This is a genomic window from Pseudomonas sp. S11P7 (genome assembly GCF_023195435.1).
In the GTDB taxonomy this organism is placed as follows: domain Bacteria; phylum Pseudomonadota; class Gammaproteobacteria; order Pseudomonadales; family Pseudomonadaceae; genus Aquipseudomonas; species Aquipseudomonas fluorescens_G.
Genome location: NZ_JALPKS020000002.1, coordinates 1613146 through 1638108 on the forward strand (window position 1 = coordinate 1613146; position 24963 = coordinate 1638108).

Genomic DNA, 24963 nt, shown 5'->3' on the forward strand with positions numbered 1-24963 from the left:
AGTGCCGACTACACAAGTCTCAGCCGGTCCAGATCAGCAGCGCCAGTTGACAGTGCGCGGCTCACGGCTCGGCGCGATTGAGCAGCCAATCGAGCAACAAGCCGTTATCGCGCACAGGCGGTGGCGGGCGCGGTGCCGGGTCGGGTGAATTGCCCAGGCACAGGATCGGTCGATCCGGATCGCCGTCAAGAAAACTCACCCACACTTCACTGCCGGCACAGGGCAGATCATCCGCCGTGAGGCGACGCTGGGTGCGCGTCATGGCCACGGGCAGCCACACCGTGTCGCTATCGGTCGCCGGTGCCTGCGCCGACGGCCAGAGCCTGACCGCGACGCGGCCCTGTTCGTCCAGCTGCGCCGGTTGCCCGTGGGTGCCCAGCACTTGGGCCAGATGAAACCCGGCTATGCTCGGCCGCGGTTGTTTGAGCGCCGGGCGAAAATCGCTCGACCACGGCTGCGCGCAAAAGTCGTTGTGATAGCGATGCACGTTGGGGGTCGGGTCGAGAATCGATGGATGCTGCCCGCGATGACGGATCGCCGTGATCCGCCATTGTTCGTTGAAATGGCTGATCGGATGCGCCGAGACCTGCAACAGATCGCCACTGAGCAAACCGCTGCGGTCGCTGCGGCCGTTGATCGTGCGGTGCTGGCAGCGCTGGCGTTGCAGATGCCGACGGCTGCGCTGTTCGTGGTGACGCTGGTCAAGTGCAGCCATCGGTGGTGGTAAATGGGCCATTCGCTGATTCGCCGCCACGTCGCTGCCGGCCGGCTGGCCTCGATCGCGCACCGCCGGCAGCGTGGCAATGGGCGCAGCGTGATGATGCTGGTACAGCGCGCTGATGCAGGGCGACGGCGTTTCTTCGCACACTTTGAACGGCACCATGATCGGCGTTTGCGGCAGACTCAGGCTGTCATCGGCGAACACCACAAGGTGGCCGTTGGCGCGGTGTTCGAAGTGGTAGTGAATGCCTTCCTCCTCGCAGAGCCGATCGAGCAGTGCCAGATCGCTTTCTTCGTACTGGATGCAAAATGGCCGGAGCGGGTAATGGCCGACCGTCATGTCGATCCGGTAATCCTCAGCGGCAAGGGCGTTCTCAACGAGTAGTTGATGGACAATCTGCGGCACGCTGAGCTGCACGAACACCCGTCGTTTAGGCGGATGTGCCAGCCGTTGCAGGTGCGGCACCAGACTCAACCGATAACCGATCCGGTGCGTACCGCGATGTTCGCAACTGGCATGGTCGATAACGCCGTGAATCCCGTGCCGCTCGTCCAGGCGCAGGAAGGCCGGTTGCTGCAGAAACATGCCCGGCGTCACGGCGGGGGCGAGGCCGATCAGTTCAATATCGAAACGATAAGGCTGGTTGAGCGCTTCCTCGCCGTCAAAACCGAGCACTGGCAGGCTCAGCCCGCTCTCGGTCAGGGTCAGGGTGAAGGGACTTTCCTTGTCATTGAGCATTGGCACAGGCTCTGTCAGGCAATACGGGAGTCAGAGGGTACGAAACCGCAGCGCGGAATGGTCATGTCAAAGACGTTTTTCAGAATCTCCCTACAAGGTCTGGTGAAGTTGTCGATTCGGCATCGCGTTTTTTTGGTCGATTGCCGAGTTTAGGCCGTATAAACTTGCCGCCACGCGTCGGCCAATAGATGTCTCGGCGCCACAGATCAAAGAGAGTGAGTAATGGGCGCACAGTGGAAGGTTAAACACAAAGAAGCGGCTGCCAACGCCAAGGGCAAGATCTTCGGCAAACTGGTGAAGGAAATCACCATCGCTGCCCGCAACGGTGCCGATACCGCCACCAACGCACATTTGCGTCTGGTGGTCGAACAGGCCAAGAAAGCCTCGATGCCAAAAGAAACCCTCGATCGCGCGATCAAGAAAGGCGCAGGTCTGCTGGGTGAGACCGTGCAATACCATCGCGTGACCTACGAAGGTTTCGCCCCGCACCAGGTGCCGCTGATCGTCGAGTGCGTGACCGATAACATCAACCGCACCGTCGCCGAAATCCGTGTGGCCTTCCGCAAGGGCCAGTTGGGTGCTTCCGGTTCGGTGGCGTGGATGTTCAACCATGTCGGCATGATCGAAGCCGCGCCGGAGAGCCCGGACGCGGACCCGGAAATGGCCGCGATCGAGGCTGGTGCGCAGGATTTCGAGCCGGGAGAAGAGGGCGCGACGTTGTTCCTGACCGATCCGACCGATCTGGATGCCGTGCAGAAAGCCCTGCCGGAGCAAGGCTTCACCGTGCTCTCGGCCAAGCTCGGCTACCAGCCGAAGAACCCGGTCAGCGGTCTGAGTGACGAGCAGATGGCCGAGGTTGAAGCATTCCTCGAAGGCCTCGACAACCATGACGACGTGCAGGATATGTTCGTCGGTCTGGCGGGCTGATCGGCCTCGTCAGTGATGGCCCCATCGCTAGCAGGGCTAGCTCCCACACTGGATTTGCGAACCACACAAATCCCCTGTAGGAGTGAGCCTGCTCGCGATTGACCGCGCAGCGGTCACAATGTCCCCAACACTTCTATGATCTCGCCGAACCCCGGCCGCCCCAGCACATCCGCCTGACAGCAACGCTCCTGCAGCACCTCAAGCGCCAGCCGCTGCCGATCGCTCAGCCCGCTATCGATGCGCGCCAGCAATTCCCCGAGCAATATCCCGAAGGCACGCACCTCGATGCGTTGCAGCGCGCGCGTCTGCGGGTTGTCGTCGACGGCATGGAATGACGCCGCCCCAAAATCCCCGAGCAGGCAGTCGCCGCGCTGATTCAACAGAATGTTGTGCCCATACAGATCGCCATGAGTAATGCCCTGACGATGCAGATGCTGCGCCGCCGAGGCGATGCCTTTGGCGATGTTCAGCGCAACCTCGGCGCTTAAGCGGCGATCAGCGGCGTAGACATCGCGCGAGCAGGAATCAAGGCTTGGCAGGTCGGCGAGGTTGGCAAACGACGGATCGATCAACTGCATCACCAGTCCTTGCTGGCCGTCAGGGTGGCCACTGATGCGGCCCTCGATGCGGATCAGATTGGGATGCTGGCCGGCGGTGATGCAGGCATTCATTTCGTGCAACGGCGAGCCGTCGCTGGTCATCTCGCCCTTGTACAGTTTCACCGCCACCGGGGTTAGCGATCCGTCGACACGTTGCCAGTCCGCACGCGAGATCACCCCCGAGGCACCTTCGCCCAGGCGCTGCTGCAGCCGCAGTGCCGCCCAGTCGATTTGCGGCGTCGCCTGCAGCGCCGCAGCGTCCGCCTCGGTTTCCAGCGGATTGCCGGCGTAGGCCAGCCACGCCAGGCTCGGCAGGGTCAGCAGCCACTGCGGCAGCTCGGTCAGACGATTGGCGGCGATGCGGATCAGCTCCAGCCGATGGCATTGGCTCAGCGATGGCGGCAGCGCTTGCAAGCGATTGCCGGCGAGCATGAGTTTCTGCAGGGCAGGGCGCTCACCGAGTTCGTTCGGCAGACGTTCGAGGCAGTTGTCGGTGAGAATCAGCCAGCGCAGCAGCGGCGGCAGGGCGGCGGCCGGTACGCTGGCGATGCGATTAGCCTTGAAACCGATCATGGTCAGCGCTGCGCATTGGCCGAGACAGGCAGGCAGTTCGGTGAACCGGTTGTCGGAGCAGAACAGCACGCGCAGGCGCGTCAGGCGATGCAAATCATCCGGCAGACGGCTCAAGGCGTTGCCGCTGAGGTTGAGGATTTCCAGGGTCTCGGCCAGATCGAAAATCTCGCGCGGAAACTCGGTCAGGCCACAAGACAGATCCAGACGAGTAATGCCCGACAGTTCGCCGGCGCGCAATTGAGCAAGGGTGTGCATGGTAGGTGTTCGCTTTTGATAGAGGAGCGGCGCGGGGCAACATGATAACGGCAAAGCGGTTTAGCACCACGAAACCCAGTGTGTCAGTGCGGGTCGTGCATTGCTTGCAATTGTCCCAGGCGGCTGCGGGTGCGGGCCAGATCGATGGCATGGCCTTCCAGGCTGTCGCGCAGTGGTAGTCGCCCGATCAGCGTCAGGTGCTTGTCCTGGTCGTAAAGCACGTCGATCAGGTTGATGAAGCGCTGCTGCGTGGCGATCGGACATTCGCCCAGCTCGGGCAAATCCTCGATGACCCAATGATCGAAACGTCGGCACAGCTCCAGATAATCCATGACGGCGGTCGGCTGTTCGCACAAGTCGTTGAAGGTGAAGTCGACGCGCCGATTCGCGCAGAACCGCGCCTGTAACTGTCGGGTGCCGACACTCAGCGCAACGGCAGGTGCCGCCGTCGGCGGTAGATCGAGGGCGGCGCGTTGCGCGGGCGTGCCTGGCCACACGTAATGGCCTTGGGTAAAGACTTGATGCTCAACCAGGCGCTGCTGGCTGCGGTAGTCATGCGGCCCGCCGACTTCCATGACCTGCATACGCGCGTGGATCAGTTCGATCACCGGTTTGAAACGCGCGTGATACAGCGGATTGGGCAGCAGGCCTTCGGGCGGGTAATTGGACGTCAGCAACAGCAGCATCTGCCGCTTGAACAGTGCCTTGAACAGCCGGGTGATGAGCATCGCATCACCAATGTCATGCACATGGAACTCGTCGAAACATAGCACCCGACAATCTTCCAGCAGTTCATCGAGGGTTAGCTCCAGCGCATCGTCCTGCCCACGATGGCGGAACATGCCGTCGTGCAATTGCGCAAAGAACTGATGGAAATGCAGGCGGCGTTTCTGAGTGATCGGCAGCGCCTGAAAGAAACCGTCGAGCAGCCAGCTCTTGCCGCGTCCGACCGCGCCGAACAGATACAGGCTCGGCGGTTGACGCGCGCCGGTGCCGAGCAACAGGCTGGCCTGCTGCGCCATGCAATCGATGACGCGCTGCTGGCTGTGACTGAGGGTATAGCCTTGTTCGTGGGCCTTGTGTCGAAAATGATCGCGGATCAATCGGGCGTTGGCATCATGCCCGGCACTGGCCGGAACGCCCTTGCCGAGCCAGCGGCGCAATGCCGGCCAGCGCGCCAGCAGTTTTGATCGTTTCGACGGTGGGGCAGGCAATCGCGGTGTCTCCGTGTTCGTTGAACCGGCGCCCGGAAGCGCGGCGGCTCAGTGTAACCAGAGGCCGAGTCGATCGGCCACCGCGCTCGATGTTCCGTTCAGAAGGGCTGCGATTGTTTGAGCAAAGGCGCTGCCGGCGAATCCGTCGGGCTGACCATCGCATAGTTGTAGCCGCCACCCGACCAGTACTCGGCCTGCAGATCGCCGTCACTGCGCCGCCCGCGTGGCAGAAAGGTGTTTTTCGGCCCCGGCGGGCGCACGTAGAAACTCACCTTGTGACCGCTGCGATCTTCATACATGACCATCGCCGCCGGCCCTTCATCGGTGCTGAGCAGGCGTCCGCTGACCGGTTCGAACCCGGCCGCCGCAAGATCCGGCAAGCGGCTGGCCTGATTGAAATAACGGTCGAGCCAACGCTGCATGTCACCGTCATTGTCGACCTGATAATCGGCCGGAAGCAGGCCTTGCTGGGCGATCAGGCGATAGGCCTGCAAAGCGTCGGTCATCGGTAATACCGAGCCGCGCACGAGGGTCATCTCCCGCGCCTGCCAGCCACTGAAACCGCCGATGCTGACGGCGATCAGCAGCAGCGCTGCACTGGCCAGGTGGCGCCGTGACTGACGCTGGCGGCGCTGGCGAATCAGCGCCGGATCAAGGGCCGGATTGGCCGGTTGCTGCAACGCACCGCTGAGGGCTGCGCGCAGTTGCTGGGCATCGTGTTGCCAGGCGCGAACCTGTTCCGCTTCGTCCGGGTGGCTGGCCAGCCAGGTTTCCAGTACACGCCGGTCGGCGTCGCTGAGTTGATGGTCGACGTAGGCGTGCAGGTCACGCTCATTGGGAGGCAGGCTGATCATTTGAGTATCCGCAAAGAAGGGCTGCTGATTTCGCCGTCGCTCAATTGGCGCAGGGCCTGGCGGGCGCGGGACAAACGCGACATCACGGTGCCGAGCGGGGTGCCAAGAATCTCGGCGACCTCTTTATAGGACAGGCCTTCGACCGAGACCATCAGCAGCAGCGCGCGTTGTTCGGTGGGCAGGCGGTCGAAGGCCTGCAGGGTCGACTGGGCGATCACCGTGCGTTCCACCGACGGTTCGGCGTCATCGCGACCGGTAAAAAATTCGAGCATCCGCGCATAGCGTCGAGAGCGGCGATGCGCGTCGAGAAACTGCCGGTACAGAATTGCAAACAGCCACGCGCGCAGGTCGCCGTCGGCGCGTTTTTCGCCCCAACTCGACAATGCCCGTTCCAGGCTGGCCTGGACCAGATCGTCGGCGCTGCTGCTGTTGCGTGTCAGTGACACGGCGAAGCGGCGCAATCTGGGAATGATCTCTCGCAATTGTTCGTCGAATTCGCTCATCACGTGCTGCCATTCACTACGCTGTGGACTAGGAAGACGTCCGTCGCCGGAGGTTATTCCACGTTCGGAAAAATAAATACCGAGGCGTGGAATAAAACCCGACGGGGTGCGTCTTGCTGACTCTTCCTGATTGCGGCCACTGGCCCTGGAGCCTTACATGGTTGTTCGCTCTTCATCCGATACACCGCCCGGCGGACCGCGGCGCCCACCCTTGTCTACGGCAAGCCTGATGTTGCGCCTGGGCGGCATCGCCGTGGTCGTGGCCGCGGTCGCCGGGGCGTTTGCCTATGTGCATGGCAACCTTGACCCACAACGCCTGACGCCAAAAGCGCTGGTCGATGTACTGGAAAAAAACAACGGCGTGCATCCCGGCTTTCGCCGTAACCACGGCAAAGGCGTGTGCGTGATCGGCCATTTCGAGAGCAGCGGCGAGGCGCGCGCGTTTTCCACTGCGCAGGTGTTCAACGAGGCGCAAACCCCGGTGGTCGGACGTTTCGCACTGCCGTCGGGCAACCCATACGCGCCGGACAGCAGCGTGCCGATCCGCAGTCTGGCGCTGCGCTTCACCCAGGCCAATGGCCAACAATGGCGCACCGGCATGAACAGCATGCCGGTGTTTCCGGTCGGCACGCCGGAGGCGTTCTATCAGTTGCAGCAGGCACAGTCGCCGGACCCGGCCACTGGTAAACCGGACCCGACGAAGGTCCCGGCGTTCTTCGCCGCGCACCCGGAAGCCGTACCCTTTCTGACCTGGATCAAGACGGCCAAACCGTCGGCCAGTTACGCCACCGAAACCTATAACAGCGTCAACGCGTTTTATCTGGTCGACGGCAACGGCAAGAAGCAGGCGGTGCGCTGGAGCATGACCCCGGTTGCGCGCGATGCCGCCGGTGCCACTGCGCCTGAGGGCGGCGATTTTCTCGAAAAGGATCTGGTGCAACGCCTGGCATCCGGTCCACTGCGTTTTCAGTTGAACATCACCCTGGCCAATCCTGAGGATCCGGTCAACGACGCCAGCAAGAACTGGCCCGCCGAGCGCAAAGTGTTGAACGCCGGCACGCTGGTGCTGGAGAAAACCCAGCCGCAACTGAGCGGCGAGTGCCGTGACATCAACTACGATCCGCTGGTGCTGCCGGCCGGTATTCAGGGTTCCGACGACCCGCTGCTCGCCGCGCGGTCCGCCGGTTACGCTGATTCCTACCTGCGCCGCACCAGCGAAGTCAGCCAGTTGCCCGCCGCCAAACAGGAGGCTCGCCCATGAGCGCTCAACCGACCCATTTCGTTTTGCTGGCGCGGCTGCTGCACTGGCTGATGGCCGTGATGATCATCGCCATGCTGTTTATTGGCGCCGGCATGGTCACCTCGGTGTCCGAACGGCATGAATGGCTGATCCATCTGCACAAGCCGCTGGGCATTGCCATTCTGGCGCTGGTGATCGTGCGTCTGCTGGTGCGCTGGAGTACGCGTCAGCCGCCCTTGCCGGCGGATCTGCCGGATTGGCAAGCACTGGCGGCCAAGGCGTCGCATTGGTTGCTGTATGGATTGATGCTGGTGTTGCCGTTGCTCGGCTGGGCGATGATCAGCGCCTCGGGCGAGCCGGTGATGCTCGGTACCGCGTTGCAATTGCCTTCGATCGTGCCTGCTGATGCGCAGTTGTTCGCGCTGCTGCGCAAGGCGCACGGCTATCTGGCTTATCTGCTGTTTCTGACGGTGCTGGTGCATCTGGCCGCGGCGCTGTTTCACGGCTGGATACGTCGCGACGAAGTGCTCGACAGCATGTTGCGTGGTCGCGATCGCAGTTGATCGCCCGAGTGGCGCATCGAGTCGATGCGCCACTCGCGAGTCAGCGAGGGAAGGAGATCAGCGCAGGCTGTCGACCATGTCGGCGATGGTCGTCAGCACATCCTTGCCCAATTGTTTCGAGCGTTTGCCCGACCAGCCGGTGATTTTGTCGGGGTGATCATCGTGATCCTTGAACGGCATTTCCAGCGTCAGTGACAGGCAGTCGTATTTCTGCCCGACGCTGTTGCAGGCCAGGGTCATGTTGGCCTGGCCCGGTTCGTCGCGGGTGTAGCCGTACTGGGTCTGGAAATCTCTGGTGGTGTGCTTGAGGTGCGAGCGGAAGTGCTCCTCGAGCTTTTCAATGCGCGGCGTGAAGCCTGGATTGCCTTCGCAACCGGCGGTGAACACGTGGGGGATTTCCTCGTCGCCGTGTACGTCGATGAACAGGTCGACGCCATATTTTTCCATTTGCTGCTGTACGAAAAGTACTTCGGGGCTGATTTCCTGACTGGCGTTCTGCCAGGCGCGATTCAAGTCCTGGCCCATGGCATTGGTGCGCAGATGACCGTGGAAGGCACCGTCCGGGTTCATGTTCGGCACCAGGTACAGGTCGGCGCTGGCCAGCAGTTTGTTCAACACCGGGTCGTCGTGTCTTTCCAATCGCTCGATCACGCCCTCCATGAACCATTCGGCCATGTGCTCGCCCGGGTGTTGCTGAGCGATGATCCAGACTTTGCGCTGGCCCTCGGCGCCGCTGCCTTTGCGCAGCAACTGGATGGCACGACCTTCGACACTTTTGCCGGTCGCGAGCAATTGCGTGCCGGCCTTGCTCAGCGCCTGCTCGATCAGCCAGTCGTGGCGGCCGCGGCTGTACGGTTCGAAATAGGCGAACCAGGCGTGGGTCTGGGTGGCTTCGAGGCAGAAACGCAGGGAATCGCCTTCGAAAATGGTCGGGATACGGAACCAGTTGACGTGATCGTAAGACGCCACGGCCTGATAGCCGGTCCAGGCCTTGTTATACGAAGACTGGCTGGCGTTGACCAGCCGGAACCAGTGTTCCTGGCCGACATGCAGACCGCTGGCCTTGAAGTGGAACCATTGAAAATGTGCGCTGCGGGTGTCCGGGCGAATCGCCAGAACCGGGCTGAGCGGATTGCTGAGGTCGATGACTTGAATGTTGCCGCTGTCGAAATTGGCGCTGATGTCGAACGAGGATTTGGCCACGGACATGATCGATTCCTGAATACGATTTTTATGGCCGTCACTTTACACGCAGGCAGGGTTGAAACCGAGGGGTATTGCGGGGGTTGCAGCGGGGGGCGTCCTCCGTGACGCGCAAGCAGCTTAGAGAGTCTGCGAGTGATTCTCAAGTGCTAATTGGCAAAGTTTGCCCCAATGTGGCCGGGCCTGGCTTGTCATCCGATATTCTTTTGATATTATCCGCGCCATCGAATACGCAACACCCAAAGACTTCATTAGCCTGAAGCCATAAGCCCGAAAAACGGGCAAAAAAAGACCCGGCAAAAAGCCGGGTCAAAAACCGTGATTAGCCTGATGAGGAGATAGTCCAGAAGACCGACCTAAGGTCTCTGGTCCATCGACTGATCTCGCGATCAGCTGCCTGCAATAATAATCATTATCATTTGCAAGTCAAATGTTTTTATCTGCCCGATTGGAAAATTCTTTCCGGTCTCCCGCTGTCTGCTTTGCTCAGGCTTCTTCGCCATCGAGTGAATGGTCAACCATCGCCCGCGCCATATCCACCATATGCACCACGGAAAACGCCAGATCGCGGCTCGCGCCCTGCAGGGTCTCCGCTGCCTTGAACGCTGTCGCCGCCGCACAGCGCAACAGATCTGAAGCATGCACCAGGGCTTCTTCACCGCTGAGGTGACGTTTGACGTCGAAGAAACGCTCATCCACCTCGGGTTCTGACACAGCCGGTTTCAAGTAATAATCCAGCGCCCGCTGGGCGGCCGCGTTGCCTTGAGGCGAGGTGAACGTGGTGTCCATTTGCAGATCGGGCAAGTCTTTGCTGCTGATATTCGTCATGAGAGGGCACTCCTTGTTGAATTGAGAATCCGTCCTCTCAGCATAGTACTGTGCGTAGTTGTGACTGGAATTTAAATACTACAATTTGTGTTTTGCCGGCCGAAGGCATCGACAGTAAGGTGCTGCACATGGATAAATGGATTGAATTGGTCAAGGCCAAAATGAGTGAACTCAAAATCACTCAAACAGAGCTCGGAGAGCGCGTCGGCATGTCCCAGGGCGGGATCGGTCATTGGCTGAACAAGCGTCGCGAACCCGGTATTACCGAAATGAACCGCGTGCTGCAGGCGTTGGGTCTGGATTTCCTCGAAGTGGTGCTAGTGATTCGTGAACCGCAAGTCACGCCGGAGGACGAGATGCCGCTGGCACAGAAGTACAACCCGTACTTCCGTTACCCGGTCAGCGATTGGCAGACGACGTGCGAAGTGCGCGAAAGCGACTCGGCGTCCTACACCCAGGCCTCCGCCAAACAGCGTTTCGAACTCACCGATTACCACGCGCGTGGCGCGGCGTTCTGGTTGACGGTAGCGGGGGATTCGATGACCGCGCCGACCGGCCAGAGCATTGCCGAAGGCATGCTGATTCTGGTCGACCCGGCGGTTGAGGCCGTGCCGGGCAAACTGGTGATTGCCCAGTGGCCCGACAGCCCTGAGGCGATTTTCCGCAAACTTGATGAGCAGGGCGGCCAGCGTTACCTGGTACCGCTCAACCCAACCTGGCCGAAAGCCGTGTTGACCGACGAATGTCGAATCATCGGTGTCGTGGTGCAAGCCACGGCCCGTTACTAGTCAGATCGATCCACGCTCGGCGTAGGATCGATCCTTTTATTTATACGGCTTCCAGTTCCACCAGAGCGCTGCCTTCGCCGACCATTTCGCCTTCCTGGCAATACAGGGCTTTGACTACACCGGCGTGCGGCGCGCGAATGCTGTGCTCCATTTTCATCGCTTCGAGCACGACCAGTTGCGCACCGGCTTCAACCGCTTGCCCGGCCTCGACCAGCACGCGGACGATGCTGCCGTTCATCGGTGCAGTCAGACCGCCCTGATGGCTGTGACTGGCGTCAACGGCACTGATCGGGTCGTACGTTTCGACACGTCGCAACTCGCCGTCCCATTGCAGGTACAGCGCATCGCCCTGGCGAATGGTGCGCAAACTACGGCGTACGCCTGCGTCTTCGACGCTGAGCGCTTCGCCGCTTAGTCTGGCATTGCCGATGTCATTCAGCGTCAGCACTTTATCCTGACCTTCGCAACTCAGATGCAGGGTCATTTCCGGTGGCAAGCCTGCGCGCAAACCGCTGTTGATTGACCAAGGCGAAGCCGGGTCATCCTTGCGCGAAAATTGCGGCAGACTCTGCGCCACCGCGTGCGCGGCCGCGTTCCAGAACGCATCGCTCAATGGTTGCGGCGCGGGCAGCAGTTGCTCCTGGTAGCGCGGAATGAACCCGGTATCCAGTTCAGCCGCAGCAAACGCCGGATGCGCAATGATCCGCCGCAAAAAGTTGATATTGGTCTTCAAACCGCCAATGGCGAATTCGTCGAGCATGCTCAACAAGCGCAATCTGGCCTGTTCGCGGTCCTCGCCCCAGGCGATCAGCTTGCCAAGCATCGGGTCATAGAACGGCGAAATTTCATCGCCTTCCTCGACCCCGCTGTCAACGCGGCGCCCCGGTCCGTCAGCGGATTCGCGATACAACGCCAAACGGCCGGTCGCGGGCAGAAAGTCATTCGCCGGATCTTCTGCGTACAGGCGAACTTCAATCGCATGACCGTTGAGCGGCACCTGTTCTTGAGTGATCGGCAGCGCCTCGCCACGGGCGACGCGAATCTGCCAGGCCACCAGATCCAGACCGGTGATGGCTTCGGTCACAGGATGCTCGACCTGCAACCGCGTGTTCATCTCCATGAAGAAAAATTCGCCGCGCGCATCCAGCAAAAACTCCACGGTGCCCGCGCCGACATAACCGATCGCCTGCGCCGAGCGCACGGCCGCTTCGCCCATTGCCCGCCGCAGCTCCGCGGACAGACCCGGCGCCGGGGCTTCCTCGACGACTTTCTGGTGACGTCGTTGAATCGAGCAATCGCGCTCATTGAGGTACAGGCAATGGCCGTGCTGATCGGCAAAGATCTGGATTTCCACATGTCGCGGCTTGAGCAGGTATTTCTCCACCAGCATGCGCGAGTCGCCGAACGATGACTGCGCCTCACGCTGCGCGGAGGCCAGCGCTTCGGCGAGTTGACTGACGTCCTCGACCACTTTCATGCCTTTGCCGCCACCGCCCGCCGTGGCTTTGAGCAGCACCGGATAACCGATGCGCTCGCAAGCCGCGCGAAAGGTGTCAAGGTCCTGCGCTTCGCCGTGGTAACCCGGCACCAGTGGCACGCCGGCCGTTTCCATCAGCGCCTTGGCGGCGGACTTGCTACCCATGGCGTCGATGGCCGAGGCGGGCGGGCCGAGGAACATCAGCCCGGCCGCTTCGATGGCGCGGGCGAAACCGGCATTCTCCGAAAGAAATCCGTAACCCGGATGAATCGCCTGCGCGCCGCTGGCCTTGGCGGCCGCGATCAACTTGTCGATCTGCAAATAACTGTCGGCCGCTTTGCTGCCACCCAGATCGACGCGGATGTCCGCTTCACGGCTGTGCCGCGCTTCGCGATCAGTGGCGCTGTGCACCGCGACGGTGGTCAGGCCCAAGGCTTTGGCGGTGCGCATGACGCGGCAGGCGATTTCGCCACGGTTGGCCACCAGCAGGGTGGTGAGAACGGTTGCGCTCATCAACGCGGCTCCTTGGTGGTGGTTGCGGCTTGCCAGCTCGGCGGACGTTTTTGCAGGAACGCACGCAAGCCTTCCTGGCCTTCGGGACTGACGCGAATACGGGCGATGGCGTTTTCGGTGTAGCGGCGCAGCGCCGGGGTCAGCGCGCCATGGCCGACTTCGCGCAGCAAGTCTTTGCTGGCGCGCATGGCCGCCGGACTGTTAAGCAGCAGATTGTTGATCCACTGTTCTACTTGTTGCTCGAGTTCGGCTGGCGGATAGCTCTCGGACAACAAACCGATCTCCCGGGCCCGCTGCCCGCCGAAGCGTTCGGCCGTCAGCGCATAGCGCCGCGCCGCACGTTCGCCAATCGCCTGCACCACGAACGGACTGATCACCGCAGGTGCCAGACCGATGCGCACTTCCGATAGACAGAACTGCGCATCATCGGCACCGATCGCCATGTCACAGCAACTGATCAGCCCCAGCGCGCCACCGAATGCGGCACCTTGCACCACCGCCAGTGTAGGAATCTTCAGCTTGGCGAGGTTGTACATCAGCTCGGCCAGCTCGCGGGCGTCGTCGAGGTTGGTGTGGTAATCGAGCTCGGCCGATTGCTGCATCCACGCCAGATCGGCGCCGGCGCTGAAGTGCTTGCCACGGCCGCGCACCAGCAGAAAACGCAGGCTGGCGTCGCTGGCAACCTTGTCGAGGGCGAGGATCAGCTCGCGGATCATCTCGGCGTTGAAGGCGTTGTTTTTCTCGGCGCGGTCGAGCCACAGCGTGGCGAAACCGCGCGGGTCGCTTTGCAGTTCGAGGGTGTTGAAGTCGCTCATCAGATTTTCCCCATCACATCCGGAACACGCCGAAGCGGCTCGGTTCGATTGGCGCGTTCAGCGACGCGGACAAGGCCAGGGCCAATACATCGCGGGTCTGCGCCGGGTCGATGACGCCGTCGTCCCACAGTCGTGCGCTGGAATAGTAGGGGTGACCCTGTTCTTCGTACTGGTCGAGAATCGGCTGCTTGATCTCGCTTTCCTGTTCGGCAGTGAACGCCTGGCCGCTGCGTTCAGCCTGCTCGCGCTTGACCTGCACCAGCACACCGGCGGCCTGTTCAGCACCCATCACGCCAATGCGCGCGTTCGGCCACATCCACAGGAAACGCGGGTCGTAAGCACGCCCGCACATGCCGTAGTTACCGGCGCCGAAGCTGCCGCCAATGATCACGGTGAATTTCGGCACCTTGGCACAGGCCACTGCGGTCACCAGTTTGGCGCCGTGCTTGGCGATGCCGCCGGCCTCGTATTTCTGCCCGACCATGAAACCGGTGATGTTTTGCAGAAACAGCAACGGAATGCCGCGCTGGCAGGCCAGCTCGATGAAGTGCGCGCCTTTTTGCGCGGCTTCAGCGAAGAGGATGCCGTTGTTCGCCAGGATTGCAATCGGGTAACCGTGCAGATGGGCGAAACCGCAAACCAGCGTGGTGCCGAACAGCGCCTTGAATTCATCGAACACCGAACCGTCGACCAGCCGCGCAATCACTTCGCGCACATCGAACGGCTGCTTGGCATCGGCCGAGACCACGCCGTACAACTCATCGCTGGCGTACAGCGGCGCAATCGGCGTGTGCTGCTGCAGTTCGCCGAGCTTGCGCCAGTTGAGGTTGGCGACGCTGCGGCGGGCGAGGGCGAGGGCGTGTTCGTCGCTCTCGGCATAATGGTCAGCCACGCCGGAGGTCTTGCAATGCACATCGGCGCCGCCGAGATCTTCGGCGCTGACCACTTCACCGGTGGCGGCTTTCACCAGCGGCGGGCCGGCAAGGAAAATCGTCGCCTGGTTGCGCACCATGATCGCTTCATCGGCCATCGCCGGTACGTACGCACCGCCAGCGGTGCACGAGCCCATGACCACGGCAATCTGCGGGATGCCCATCGCGCTCATGTTGGCCTGATTGAAGAAAATCCGCCCGAAATGCTCGCGGTCAGGAAACACTTCATCCTGACGTGGCAGGTTGGCGCCGCCCGAGTCCACCAGGTAGATGCACGGCAGGCGATTCTGCTGGGCGATGGTTTGCGCACGCAGATGTTTCTTCACCGTCAGCGGGTAGTACGAACCACCTTTCACCGTGGCATCGTTGGCGACGATCATGCACTCGACGCCTTCGACCCGGCCGATCCCGGCAATCACGCCCGCCGCCGGCACGTCCTCGCCATACACCGCGTGGGCGGCCAACTGGCTGATTTCCAGAAACGGCGAGCCCGGATCGAGCAAGCGGTTGATGCGCTCACGCGGCAGCAATTTACCCCGCGACGTGTGTCGTTCCTGAGCTTTGGTGCCGCCGCCCTGCGCGATTTGCGCGAGCAACGTGTGCAGGGCGTCGACCTGTTTGAGCATCGCCTCGCTGTTGGCGGCGAACTCGGCTGAACGCGGATTGAGCTGAGTGTGCAAAATCATGGGGGGCTTACTCCGTAAGCAGCTTCTAGCTACAAGCGGCAAGCTAAGTTGGGGCAAGAGCGCGGTTCCTCTTGCAGCTGGGAGCTTACTTGCGGCTTGCAGCTGACGAAATTCATTTCGTTTCGTTGAACAGTTCGCGGCCGATCAGCATGCGTCGGATCTCGCTGGTCCCTGCGCCGATTTCGTACAGCTTGGCGTCGCGTAGCAGACGGCCTGCCGGGAATTCGTTGATGTAGCCGTTGCCGCCGAGAATCTGGATCGCGTCGAGGGCCATTTGCGTGGCGCGTTCGGCGGTGTAGAGGATCACCCCGGCGGCGTCCTTGCGCGTGGTTTCGCCGCGCTCGCAAGCCTGCGCAACCGCATAGAGGTAGGCGCGGCTGGCGTTGAGCTGGGTGTACATGTCGGCGACTTTGCCCTGGATCAGCTGGAACTCGCCGATGCTCTGGCCGAACTGCTTGCGGTCGTGGATGTACGGGACGATCAGGTCCATGCACGACTGCATGATCCCGGTTGGCCCGCCGGAGAGCACCACGCGCTCGTAATCGAGGCCGCTCATCAACACTTTTACGCCGCCGTTGAGCACGCCGAGAATATTTTCTTCCGGCACTTCGACGTCATCGAAAAACAGCTCGCAGGTGTTGGAGCCGCGCATGCCCAGCTTGTCGAATTTGTTGCTGCGGCTGAAGCCTTTCCAGTCGCGCTCGACGATGAAGGCGGTGATGCCGTGCGGGCCTTTTTCCAGATCGGTCTTGGCGTAGATCACGTAAGTGTTGGCGTCAGGGCCGTTGGTGATCCAGGTCTTGCTGCCGTTGAGCACGAAACGATCGCCGCGCTTGTCGGCGCGCAGTTTCATCGAGACCACGTCGGAACCGGCGTTCGGCTCGCTCATCGCCAGCGCACCGACGTGTTCGCCGCTGATCAGTTGCGGCAGGTATTTGCTTTTTTGCTCGTGATTGCCGTTGCGGTTGATCTGGTTCACGCAGAGGTTGGAATGCGCGCCGTAGGACAACGCCACCGAAGCCGAGCCGCGGCTGATTTCTTCCATCGCCACCACGTGCGCCAGATAACCCAGGCCAGCGCCGCCATATTCTTCCGGGACGGTGACACCGAGCAGGCCCATGTCACCGAATTTACGCCACAGGTCGGCGGGGAACAGGTTGTCGCTGTCGATTTGCGCCGCACGCGGAGCGATCTGATCGGCGACGAAGGACTGAACCTGATCGCGCAGCATATCGATGGTTTCACCGAGGGCGAAGTTCAGGGATGGATAGCTCATGCGGCACCTTTTGGCTTTTTTGTAGTGGCGGTGACAACGGTCGGTCAGTTATCACCTTTACGTTAACGTAAGCCTGCGACGAATGACTGTCAATCACACTTTACGTTAACGTCAACTTGGGCGAGAGTAGGGGCCATTCACGATCGAAAAGCCGAATGCTTTTTGTAGGAGTGAGCCTGCTCGCGATGGCGTCAGATCAGTCACCCTCGTCGTCGACTGATAAATCGCCATCGCGAGCAGGCTCACTCCCACAGGGACACTTCGACACACCCACTAATAAAGACAACAGGGGGTCATCATGGATCAACCCAGTGCCGCACCGCAGCGCAGCTACACCCGTGGTTCGCAGGACAAGGCCTTGCTCGCGCTGACCATCGGTCAGCAGTTTGACGCAACCGTCGAGCAATACCCGGACGGTGAAGCGCTGGTGGTGCGCCATCAGCAGTTGCGTTATTCCTGGCGGCAACTGGCCGAAGCAGTGGATGTGCATGCCCGGGCGCTGCTCGCATTGGGTTTGCAGGCCGGTGACCGCCTGGGTATCTGGGCGCCGAACTGTGCGCAGTGGTGCATCACCCAGTTCGCCACGGCGAAAATCGGCGTGATCCTGGTCAACATCAACCCGGCCTATCGCAGCGTCGAACTCGAATATGTGCTCAAGCAATCGGGCTGCCAGTGGCTGGTTTGCGCCGGGGCGTTCAAATCGTCCGACTATCACGGAATGTTGCAGGGCCTGCTGCCGGAACTGGCCGGGCACGCCACCGGCCAACTGCGCAGCGAGCGCCTGCCGGATCTGCGCGGGCTGATCAGCCTCGATGCGCAGCCGCCGTCAGGCTTTCTGCCATGGTCGCAATTGGCTGAACTGGCGGCGAGTGTTTCGCCTGCGCAACTGCGCGAGCGCAGTGACAGCCTGCACTTCGATCAACCGGTGAACATCCAGTACACCTCCGGCACGACCGGTTTCCCCAAGGGCGCAACCCTCAGCCACTACAACATCCTCAACAACGGTTACATGGTCGGCGAAAGCATCGGCCTGACCTCGCGCGATCGCCTGGTGATCCCGGTGCCGCTGTATCACTGTTTCGGCATGGTCATGGGCAACCTCGGCTGCATCACCCATGGCAGCACGATGATCTACCCCAATGATGCCTTCGATCCGCTGCTGACCCTGCAAACCGTCGCCGAAGAACACGCCACCGGCCTCTACGGCGTACCGACCATGTTCATCGCCATGCTCGATCAGCCGCAACGCTGCGAGTTCGATCTGTCGAGCCTGCGCACCGGGATCATGGCCGGCGCGACGTGCCCGATCGAAGTGATGCGCCGGGTCATCAGCGAGATGCACATGAGCGAAGTGCAGATCGCCTATGGCATGACCGAAACCAGCCCGGTGTCGCTGCAGACCGGGCCGAACGACGAGCTGGAATTGCGCGTGACCACCGTCGGCCGCACCCAGCCGCAACTGGAAAGCAAGATCATCGACGAGGCCGGCAACCTTGTACCGCGCGGCACCATCGGCGAACTCTGCACTCGCGGTTACAGCGTGATGCTCGGCTATTGGAACAACCCCCAGGCCACCGCTGAAGCCATCGACGAGGCGGGCTGGATGCACACCGGCGATCTGGCGAGCATGGACGAGGCCGGCTACGTCAACATCGCCGGGCGCAACAAGGACATGATCATTCGTGGCGGCGAGAACATTTATCCGCGTGAGCTGGAGGAGTTTTTCTTCACCCACCCGGCGGTGGCGGATGTGCAAGTGGTCGGCATTCCCTGCTCGCGCTACGGCGAAGAGATCGTCGCGTGGATCAGGTTCCACCCCGGCCACAGCGCGTCCGAGCTAGAGTTGCAAACCTGGTGCAAGGAACGCATCGCGCATTTCAAGACGCCACGGCACTTCAAATTCGTTGAGGAGTTTCCGATGACGGTGACGGGCAAGATTCAGAAGTTCAGGATGCGCGAAATCAGTATCGAAGAGCTGAAAACAATCGAGGGATAACCACAACCCTGTGGGAGCTGGCTTGCCAGCGATGGCGTCAGGTCAGGCAGAATCTATGTTGAATGATCTACCGCAATCGCTGGCAAGCCAGCTCCCACAGGGTTTTGCATGGTTTTCGGAAATCACAGAAAGCACAAAGGGGAGCCGAAGCTCCCCTTTAATTTGTCGTTGCGTGCTCTTTTTATTATTGAGGGTCGGTCTGTTGTTGTTTTTGGCAACCGTGGCCCTTTACCGCTTTTTTTGCGACCCCCATCCGGGGTCAAGAGCAAACGTATTTTTTTGAGCGCTGATCTGCTTTCTCGTTTAACGATCCAACCGATTCGGGAGCTACCTGAAGGTAGTTTTATTGTTCTCTGCCCGGTTGCGGGTCACTCCTGAGAGCACCCTGAAAAGCACACCTTCTCCAAAAAAATCTGTTAGCTGCGTCTCTGCCGTGTTGTTTTTGTTATGTCAGAGTCGTTTCGTCTTGTTTTTATTAGTTTGCGGCTTTTTATTCTTGTTATGCGATAGAGATAGCAGGTGTCGTGCCAACTTTTTAAAAGCCTTTAAAATCAATGATTTGAAATTTTCAGATTTTTTCAGCCAGAGCAAAGCCAGACAATTTGTTTCCGTGTTACTCGCTTTTCCCCACACCAGGAACTCAGCGGTAACACCTCACTGTGCGCTGCGCGCCTTGGCCACGCGCGAGCCGCTCGGGCGGCCGAGCACCGTGCTGATCTGCTGGCCCGCGGCAATCAAGGCGTCCAGGTCGATGCCGGTCTCGATACCCAGGCCATTGAGCAGGTACACCACGTCTTCGCTGGCAACGTTACCGCTCGCGCCTTTGGCGTACGGGCAGCCGCCGAGGCCGGCGATGGAGCTATCAAACACGGCGATGCCTTCGAGCAGGCTGGCGTAGATATTGGCCATGGCCTGGCCGTAAGTGTCGTGGAAATGCCCGGCGAGTTTTTCTCGCGGAACCTGCGCCGACACCACTTCGAACAGGCGGCGAGTCGCGCCCGCAGTGCCGGTACCGATGGTGTCGCCCAGCGAAACCTCGTAGCAGCCCATCGCGTACAACTCGCGCGCGACCATCGCCACTTGCTCCGGCGCGACCGTGCCTTCATACGGGCAGCCAAGCACGCAGGAGACGTAACCGCGCACGGTAACGCCGTGTTGTTGCGCCGCTTGCATGATCGGCGCAAACCGCGCCAGGCTTTCGCTGATCGAGCAGTTGATGTTGCGCTGTGAGAACGCTTCGGACGCGGCGGCAAACACCGCGACTTCCTTGACCCCGGCCGCGAGCGCATCTTCAAAACCGCGCAGATTCGGCGCCAGTGCACCGTAGGTCACGCCGGGCTTGCGCTGAATCTGCGCGAACACCTCGGCGGAGCCGGCCATCTGCGGCACCCATTTGGGTGAGACGAAACTGCCGACTTCGATATAGCCAACGCCGGCGGCGCTCAAGGCATCAACCAACTGCACCTTGTCGGCGACGCTGATCGGCTGGGCCTCGTTCTGCAGGCCATCGCGGGGGCCGACTTCGATCAGGCGTACTTGGGAGGGGAGGGACATGGACGGGACCTGCTTCGTGGATTCGTGGTGATCCCTGTGGGAGCGGGCTTGCCCGCGATGAGGCCGGAACATCCTGCAATGATGTTGACTGACCCGACGCCATCGCGGGCAAGCCCGCTCCCACAGGGAAAGGTGTAGTGTCTGGTTACTGGGCTATCTGCTGGCTCTTGAGCGTCTGCTCCAGCGCCTGCACGCAGCGCTCTTCAGCGGTATCGAGTTCGAGTTTCATCTGTTCGATATCCAGCAATTGCTGTTCGAGCTGTTCACGGCGTTCGGCGATTTTCGCCAGCATGCTGTTGAGCTGTCTGGTGTTACCGCTGGACGGGTCGTACAGCTCGATCAGCTCGCGGCATTCGGCGAGGGAAAAACCGATGCGCTTGCCGCGCAGAATCAGCTTCAGGCTGACCTTGTCGCGCGGCGAATAAATGCGTTCCTGGCCACGGCGCTCGGGGCGCAGCAGGCCTTGTTCTTCATAAAAACGAATGGCCCGCGTGGTGATGTCCAGCTCGCGGGCGAGGTCGGAAATGCTGTAGGTCTGGCTGCTCATGAAAGCGCTCGGAGAGGGGGCATAGCGCTAAGCTAATGGCGTGTTGACGTTTACGTCAAGCGGGATGATTTTGTGTTGTGTTGATGGCCCCTTCGCGAGCAGGCTCGCTCCCACATTGGTTTTGTGTACGCCATAGATCCCCGTGGGAGCGAGCCTGCTCGCGAAGAACGCTAACGCGGTAATAAGCCCTACACCTTCTCCAGCTTCTTCTCCTGCGCCGTGACCTGCTGGCACAACTCGATCATCTGCTCGCGCATCCAGCGATTCGCCGGGTCCTGATCGGTGCTCTCATGCCAATAAAGGTGCGTTTCTACCGACGGCACATCATTCACCGGCAAATTGAAGGATTGCAGGTCATGACGGCGAGCAAAGCGTTCCGGCACGGTCATGACCATGTCGGTCTGCTGCATCACTTGCGAGGCCATCAGATAGTGCTGCGAGCGCAGGGCAATCTTGCGTTGAATACCCATTTTGCCCAGCGCCAGATCGACATAACCCAGCCCGCTGCGACGGCTGGAAATGTGAATGTGGGTCAGCGACAGGTAATCATCCAGCGACAGTTTTTCCTTGCCTGCCATCGGGTGGCCCTTGCGCATCGCGCAGACGTAACGGTCGTCCATCAACTTGACGTGGCGCACCTGCGGGTCGGTGTTGAGCGGTGCGTCGACGGCGAAATCCAGGCGCCCTGCGGCCAGTTCCTTGGTGGTTTCCCGGCGTTTGGACAGAAAACTCTCAATGATCACCGTCGGCGCCAGTCGGCGTAAGCGCTGAAACAATGGCGGCAGAATGATTGCTTCCGTGAGGTCGGTCATGCTGATGCGGTAGGTCTTGACCGCTTGTGCCGGGTTGAAAATGCGGCTTTCCTGCACCGATACGCGCAGCAGCGACAGGGCGTTGCGCACCGGCCCGATGATGTTCTGCGCCATCGGCGTCGGCACCATGCCCTGGGCTGTGCGCACGAACAACGGATCGTTGAAGGTTTCGCGCAACCGTGCCAACGCGTTGGACACCGCCGGCTGGGTGATGCCGACAATCTGTCCGGCGCGGGTCAGGTTGGCTTCGGTGTAGATCGCGTCAAAGACGATGAAAAGGTTGAGGTCGACCTTGCTCAGATTCATAACGCGGCTTCTCTTGTTATTGGGGCGATTTCAGGGCTGGCCATCAGCCGATCATATATCGGTGATGAATGTTTATACACGCCGAGAATAGGCTAGGTAAATTATCAGCGCTGTTCTAGCATCGATTGCATGACCTGAACAACCTCCATAAGAGAAGGTGCTGCCCATGGATTTCGCTTATTCGCCCAAGGTTCAACAACTGCGTGAGCGCGTGACCGCGTTCATGGACACTTACGTTTATCCGGCCGAAGCGGTGTTCGAGCGCCAGGTTGCCGAGGGCGATCGCTGGCAGCCGACGGCAATCATGGACGAGCTCAAAGCCAAGGCCAAAGCCGAAGGCTTGTGGAACCTGTTCCTGCCGGAATCGGAACTGGGCGCCGGCCTGACCAACCTTGAGTACGCGCCGCTGGCGGAAATCATGGGCCGTTCGTTGCTCGGGCCGGAGCCGTTCAACTGCTCGGCGCCGGACACCGGCAACATGGAAGTGCTGGTGCGATACGCCAACGAAGAGCAGAAACAGCGCTGGCTTGAACCGCTGCTGCGCGGCGAAATCCGCTCGGCGTTTGCCATGACCGAGCCGGACGTTGCCTCCTCTGACGCGACCAACATGGCCGCCCGTGCGGTGCGCGATGGTGACGAGTGGGTGATCAATGGCAAGAAATGGTGGACCTCCGGTGCTTGCGATCCACGCTGCAAAATCCTGATTTTCATGGGCCTGAGCAATCCCGACGCACCGCGCCACGCCCAGCACTCGATGATCCTCGTGCCGGTCGACACCCCCGGGGTGAAGATCGTCCGTCCGCTGCCGGTGTTCGGTTACGACGACGCACCGCACGGCCACGCCGAAGTGCTGTTCGACAACGTGCGCGTGCCGTATGAAAACGTTCTGCTGGGTGAGGGCCGCGGTTTCGAAATCGCTCAGGGGCGCCTCGGCCCAGGGCGGATTCACCACTGCATGCGTTCGATCGGCATGGCTGAGCGTGCGCTGGAATTGATGTGCAAACGCTCGGTCAGCCGTACCGCGTTCGGCAAACCGCTGGCGCGCCTGGGCGGCAATATCGACAAGATCGCCGACTCGCGGATGGAGATCGACATGGCACGCCTGCTGACGCTTAAAGCGGCGTACATGATGGACACCGTCGGCAACAAGATTGCCAAAAGCGAGATCGCGCAGATCAAGGTGGTCGCGCCGAACGTCGCCTTGCGGGTGATTGATCGGGCGATCCAGATGCATGGCGGTGCCGGCGTCTCGAACGATTTCCCGCTGGCCTACATGTACGCCATGCAACGCACCCTGCGCCTGGCCGACGGCCCGGACGAAGTGCACCGCGCGGCGATCGGCAAGTTCGAAATCGGCAAGTATGTGCCGAAGGAAATGCTGCGTAGCGAGCGCTGATCCGAGACCTTACCTGATCGTTCCCACGCTCTGCGTGGTAACGCCGCCATGGACGCTCCGCGTCCACTGTGACGCAGAGCGTCACGGGATGCATTCCCACGCAGAGCGTGGGAACGATCAGGGCTGATCAGTACACCCAAACCTCAACCCGCCGATTCCGGATCCGCCCCTCATCCGCATTGTTCGCCGCCACCGGCATCAACGCACCAAAGCCGCGAACTTCGCGCAGCACCACGCCGTTCTTGACCAGTTCGCGACGCACCGCCATCGCCCGCAGCTTTGACAACAGGTCCGCACGCGCCGGGTCATCCTTGGCATCGCCAAAACCGACCAACGTCACCGCACGCTCGCTCTTGTCATGGCGCTTTATATAGTCGAGCACCCGCGCCAGATCCTGGCGCGCCTTGTTGTCCAGGCTCGCACTGCCTTCCTCGAAACGGAAATTCACCGTCAGACGCTGCGCGTGTCGGCTCAGCGCTTGATAACCCTCGGGCATCAGCGCATTCGGCGCCACGCTCATGGCATGCACGGTCTGGCTGACAAAACCATTGGCCGCGACAATCTGCTGGCCCTGACGACTTTGCGCAAACATGACCAAGGCTTTTGCCCACGGATTCTGGCTCTGCGGTGGCAGATAGAAAAACAATCGCCGCGACAACGGATAATCCTCGGTGGCAATCAGACTGCCGAGGGGCGGCATTGGCAGCGACGCACCGTCGCTGATCGCCACGGCTTTGGCCTGACGCACATAAGGCAGGCCGATAAAGCCGATGGCCTGCGGATCACTACTGACCGCATCGGACAATTGCTCGCTGGATTCGAAACGTTTCGCCGCACTGTTCAGACTTTTCCCACGATGGCTGAGGACAAGTTCCTTAAACGTGTCGTAAGTGCCGGACTGATCATCGCGCGCATATAAATGAATCGCACCGCCACGCCCGCCGAGTGCTTCCCAGGTTTTCACTTCGCCGGCAAAGATCCGCGCCAGTTGCTCGGTGTTCAGTTGCTGCAAGGGATTGTCGGGATGAACGATGATTGCCAGGCCATCGATGGCGATCACCTGCTCAGCGCCCGGGCTTTTCAGATCGCCCAATGCTTGCAGCGCCTGCAACTCGCTGTCCTTGATCTCGCGGGAAGCGGCGGCGAGGTCGGCGCTGGCATTTTTCAGGGCGATGAAACCGGTGCTGGAGCCGTGCGCAGCCACTTCGATCACCATGCGCTGACCTTCGGCGGTCTGGCCGACGATGCGCTGCTCGTTGGCGGTGTCCGGGGTTTCGCGGTGGATTTTCAACAGGCCTTGTTCCTGCAACAGACCTTCCACCAATGCCGGGCCGAGTTCGGCGCCGATGGTATTGGAGCCCTGAATGCGCAGGGCCGGGCCGCTTTCCGGCAACGGCAGGGCAGCGGCGCAGACCGACAGCCAGGCGCTGGATAGAAAAACGCAGAACACACGCAGGGACATGCCGGCACCGAATCGAGGCTTGGGGGATTGCCGGGGAGATTAAGTCAGGCGCGTGACCGAAAGATGACAGCGATTTAACGCCGGTGAATGCCAAATGTAGGAGCGAGCCTGCTCGCGAAGGCGGAGTGTCAGTACCAGACATGTTTCTGATACACCGCATTCGCGAGCAGGCTCGCTCCCACAAA

At 60.9% G+C, this 24963-nt stretch carries 21 protein-coding genes; 6 read left to right on the forward strand and 15 right to left on the reverse strand.

All coding sequences use genetic code 11. From position 1 onward, the window contains the following. Positions 1-61 precede the first annotated feature (61 nt). Positions 62-1459: a type VI secretion system Vgr family protein gene (locus tag M0746_RS07535; RefSeq protein WP_258448674.1), complete on the reverse strand. Its 1398-nt coding sequence runs from the start codon at positions 1457-1459 to the stop codon at positions 62-64. A gap of 222 nt (positions 1460-1681) precedes the next feature. Here M0746_RS07535 and M0746_RS07540 point away from each other — a divergent pair, with 222 nt between their 5' ends. Beyond that, complete coding sequence (locus M0746_RS07540) at positions 1682-2386, forward strand: YebC/PmpR family DNA-binding transcriptional regulator (protein WP_093100472.1); 705 nt, start codon at positions 1682-1684, stop codon at positions 2384-2386. 113 nt (positions 2387-2499) lie between these two features. On the opposite strand, the gene M0746_RS07545 is transcribed toward M0746_RS07540, so the two are convergent. The 4 genes from M0746_RS07545 to M0746_RS07560 all read right to left on the reverse strand — a co-directional run bounded on the left by M0746_RS07545 (position 2500) and on the right by M0746_RS07560 (position 6384). Further along, complete coding sequence (locus M0746_RS07545) at positions 2500-3813, reverse strand: leucine-rich repeat-containing protein kinase family protein (protein WP_258448675.1); 1314 nt, start codon at positions 3811-3813, stop codon at positions 2500-2502. Positions 3814-3896: 83 nt separating this feature from the next. Further along, a complete protein-coding gene (gene zapE / locus M0746_RS07550; RefSeq protein WP_258448676.1) occupies positions 3897-5027 on the reverse strand; it encodes a cell division protein ZapE in 1131 nt (376 codons plus the stop codon). 98 nt (positions 5028-5125) lie between these two features. Next, a complete protein-coding gene (locus M0746_RS07555; RefSeq protein ID WP_258448677.1) occupies positions 5126-5881 on the reverse strand; it encodes an anti-sigma factor family protein in 756 nt (251 codons plus the stop codon). Further along, complete coding sequence (locus M0746_RS07560) at positions 5878-6384, reverse strand: RNA polymerase sigma factor (protein WP_258448678.1); 507 nt, start codon at positions 6382-6384, stop codon at positions 5878-5880. The genes M0746_RS07555 and M0746_RS07560 overlap by 4 nt, the downstream gene beginning before the upstream one ends. Positions 6385-6541: 157 nt before the next feature. On the opposite strand from M0746_RS07560, the gene M0746_RS07565 reads away from it, so the two are divergent. Next, entirely contained in the window at positions 6542-7645 is a 1104-nt protein-coding gene (locus tag M0746_RS07565) for a catalase family peroxidase (protein ID WP_258448679.1), read from the forward strand. Beyond that, on the forward strand, positions 7642-8187 hold the full coding sequence (locus M0746_RS07570) for a cytochrome b (protein WP_208940590.1): 546 nt from the start codon (positions 7642-7644) through the stop codon (positions 8185-8187). The genes M0746_RS07565 and M0746_RS07570 overlap by 4 nt, the downstream gene beginning before the upstream one ends. A 57-nt stretch (positions 8188-8244) precedes the next feature. On the opposite strand, the gene M0746_RS07575 is transcribed toward M0746_RS07570, so the two are convergent. Both M0746_RS07575 and M0746_RS07580 read right to left on the reverse strand, forming a co-directional pair. After that, positions 8245-9396: a M14 family metallopeptidase gene (locus M0746_RS07575; protein WP_258448680.1), complete on the reverse strand. Its 1152-nt coding sequence runs from the start codon at positions 9394-9396 to the stop codon at positions 8245-8247. Between the two features lie 480 nt (positions 9397-9876). Then, positions 9877-10218, reverse strand: coding sequence for a DUF6124 family protein (locus M0746_RS07580; protein WP_208940592.1), 342 nt, complete (start codon positions 10216-10218; stop codon positions 9877-9879). Positions 10219-10346: 128 nt separating this feature from the next. Between M0746_RS07580 and M0746_RS07585 the strand changes: the two genes are divergently transcribed. After that, positions 10347-11006 carry a LexA family protein gene (locus M0746_RS07585; protein WP_258448681.1) on the forward strand — a complete coding sequence of 220 codons (660 nt, stop codon included), beginning with the start codon at positions 10347-10349 and terminating at the stop codon, positions 11004-11006. Between the two features lie 40 nt (positions 11007-11046). Here M0746_RS07585 and M0746_RS07590 read toward each other — a convergent pair whose 3' ends face one another. The 4 genes from M0746_RS07590 to M0746_RS07605 form a co-directional block, all read right to left on the reverse strand. Then, positions 11047-12996, reverse strand: a complete 1950-nt coding sequence (locus tag M0746_RS07590; RefSeq protein WP_258448682.1) for an acetyl-CoA carboxylase biotin carboxylase subunit — start codon at positions 12994-12996, stop codon at positions 11047-11049. After that, positions 12996-13811 (reverse strand): gamma-carboxygeranoyl-CoA hydratase, encoded by an 816-nt coding sequence (locus M0746_RS07595; RefSeq protein WP_208940595.1) that lies wholly within the window; start codon positions 13809-13811, stop codon positions 12996-12998. Before M0746_RS07595 ends, M0746_RS07590 begins: the two co-directional genes overlap by 1 nt. A 13-nt stretch (positions 13812-13824) precedes the next feature. Continuing rightward, a complete protein-coding gene (locus M0746_RS07600) occupies positions 13825-15429 on the reverse strand; it encodes a carboxyl transferase domain-containing protein (protein ID WP_258448683.1) in 1605 nt (534 codons plus the stop codon). 112 nt (positions 15430-15541) lie between these two features. Then, a complete protein-coding gene (locus tag M0746_RS07605) occupies positions 15542-16705 on the reverse strand; it encodes an isovaleryl-CoA dehydrogenase (protein WP_208940597.1) in 1164 nt (387 codons plus the stop codon). A gap of 298 nt (positions 16706-17003) precedes the next feature. Here M0746_RS07605 and M0746_RS07610 point away from each other — a divergent pair, with 298 nt between their 5' ends. Then, positions 17004-18701 (forward strand): AMP-binding protein, encoded by a 1698-nt coding sequence (locus M0746_RS07610; protein ID WP_258448684.1) that lies wholly within the window; start codon positions 17004-17006, stop codon positions 18699-18701. A 654-nt stretch (positions 18702-19355) separates the two neighbouring features. Here the strand turns inward: M0746_RS07610 and M0746_RS07615 are convergent. The 3 genes from M0746_RS07615 to M0746_RS07625 all read right to left on the reverse strand — a co-directional run bounded on the left by M0746_RS07615 (position 19356) and on the right by M0746_RS07625 (position 21920). Further along, on the reverse strand, positions 19356-20255 hold the full coding sequence (locus M0746_RS07615; RefSeq protein ID WP_090284431.1) for a hydroxymethylglutaryl-CoA lyase: 900 nt from the start codon (positions 20253-20255) through the stop codon (positions 19356-19358). A gap of 145 nt (positions 20256-20400) precedes the next feature. Further along, a complete protein-coding gene (locus M0746_RS07620) occupies positions 20401-20802 on the reverse strand; it encodes a MerR family transcriptional regulator (protein WP_093100512.1) in 402 nt (133 codons plus the stop codon). A 188-nt stretch (positions 20803-20990) separates the two neighbouring features. Then, a complete protein-coding gene (locus M0746_RS07625) occupies positions 20991-21920 on the reverse strand; it encodes a LysR family transcriptional regulator (RefSeq protein ID WP_016775308.1) in 930 nt (309 codons plus the stop codon). Positions 21921-22086: 166 nt separating this feature from the next. On the opposite strand from M0746_RS07625, the gene M0746_RS07630 reads away from it, so the two are divergent. Beyond that, entirely contained in the window at positions 22087-23316 is a 1230-nt protein-coding gene (locus tag M0746_RS07630) for an acyl-CoA dehydrogenase (protein WP_258448685.1), read from the forward strand. 127 nt (positions 23317-23443) lie between these two features. On the opposite strand, the gene M0746_RS07635 is transcribed toward M0746_RS07630, so the two are convergent. Beyond that, positions 23444-24778: a phosphate ABC transporter substrate-binding/OmpA family protein gene (locus tag M0746_RS07635; protein WP_258448686.1), complete on the reverse strand. Its 1335-nt coding sequence runs from the start codon at positions 24776-24778 to the stop codon at positions 23444-23446. Positions 24779-24963: the final 185 nt, after the last annotated feature.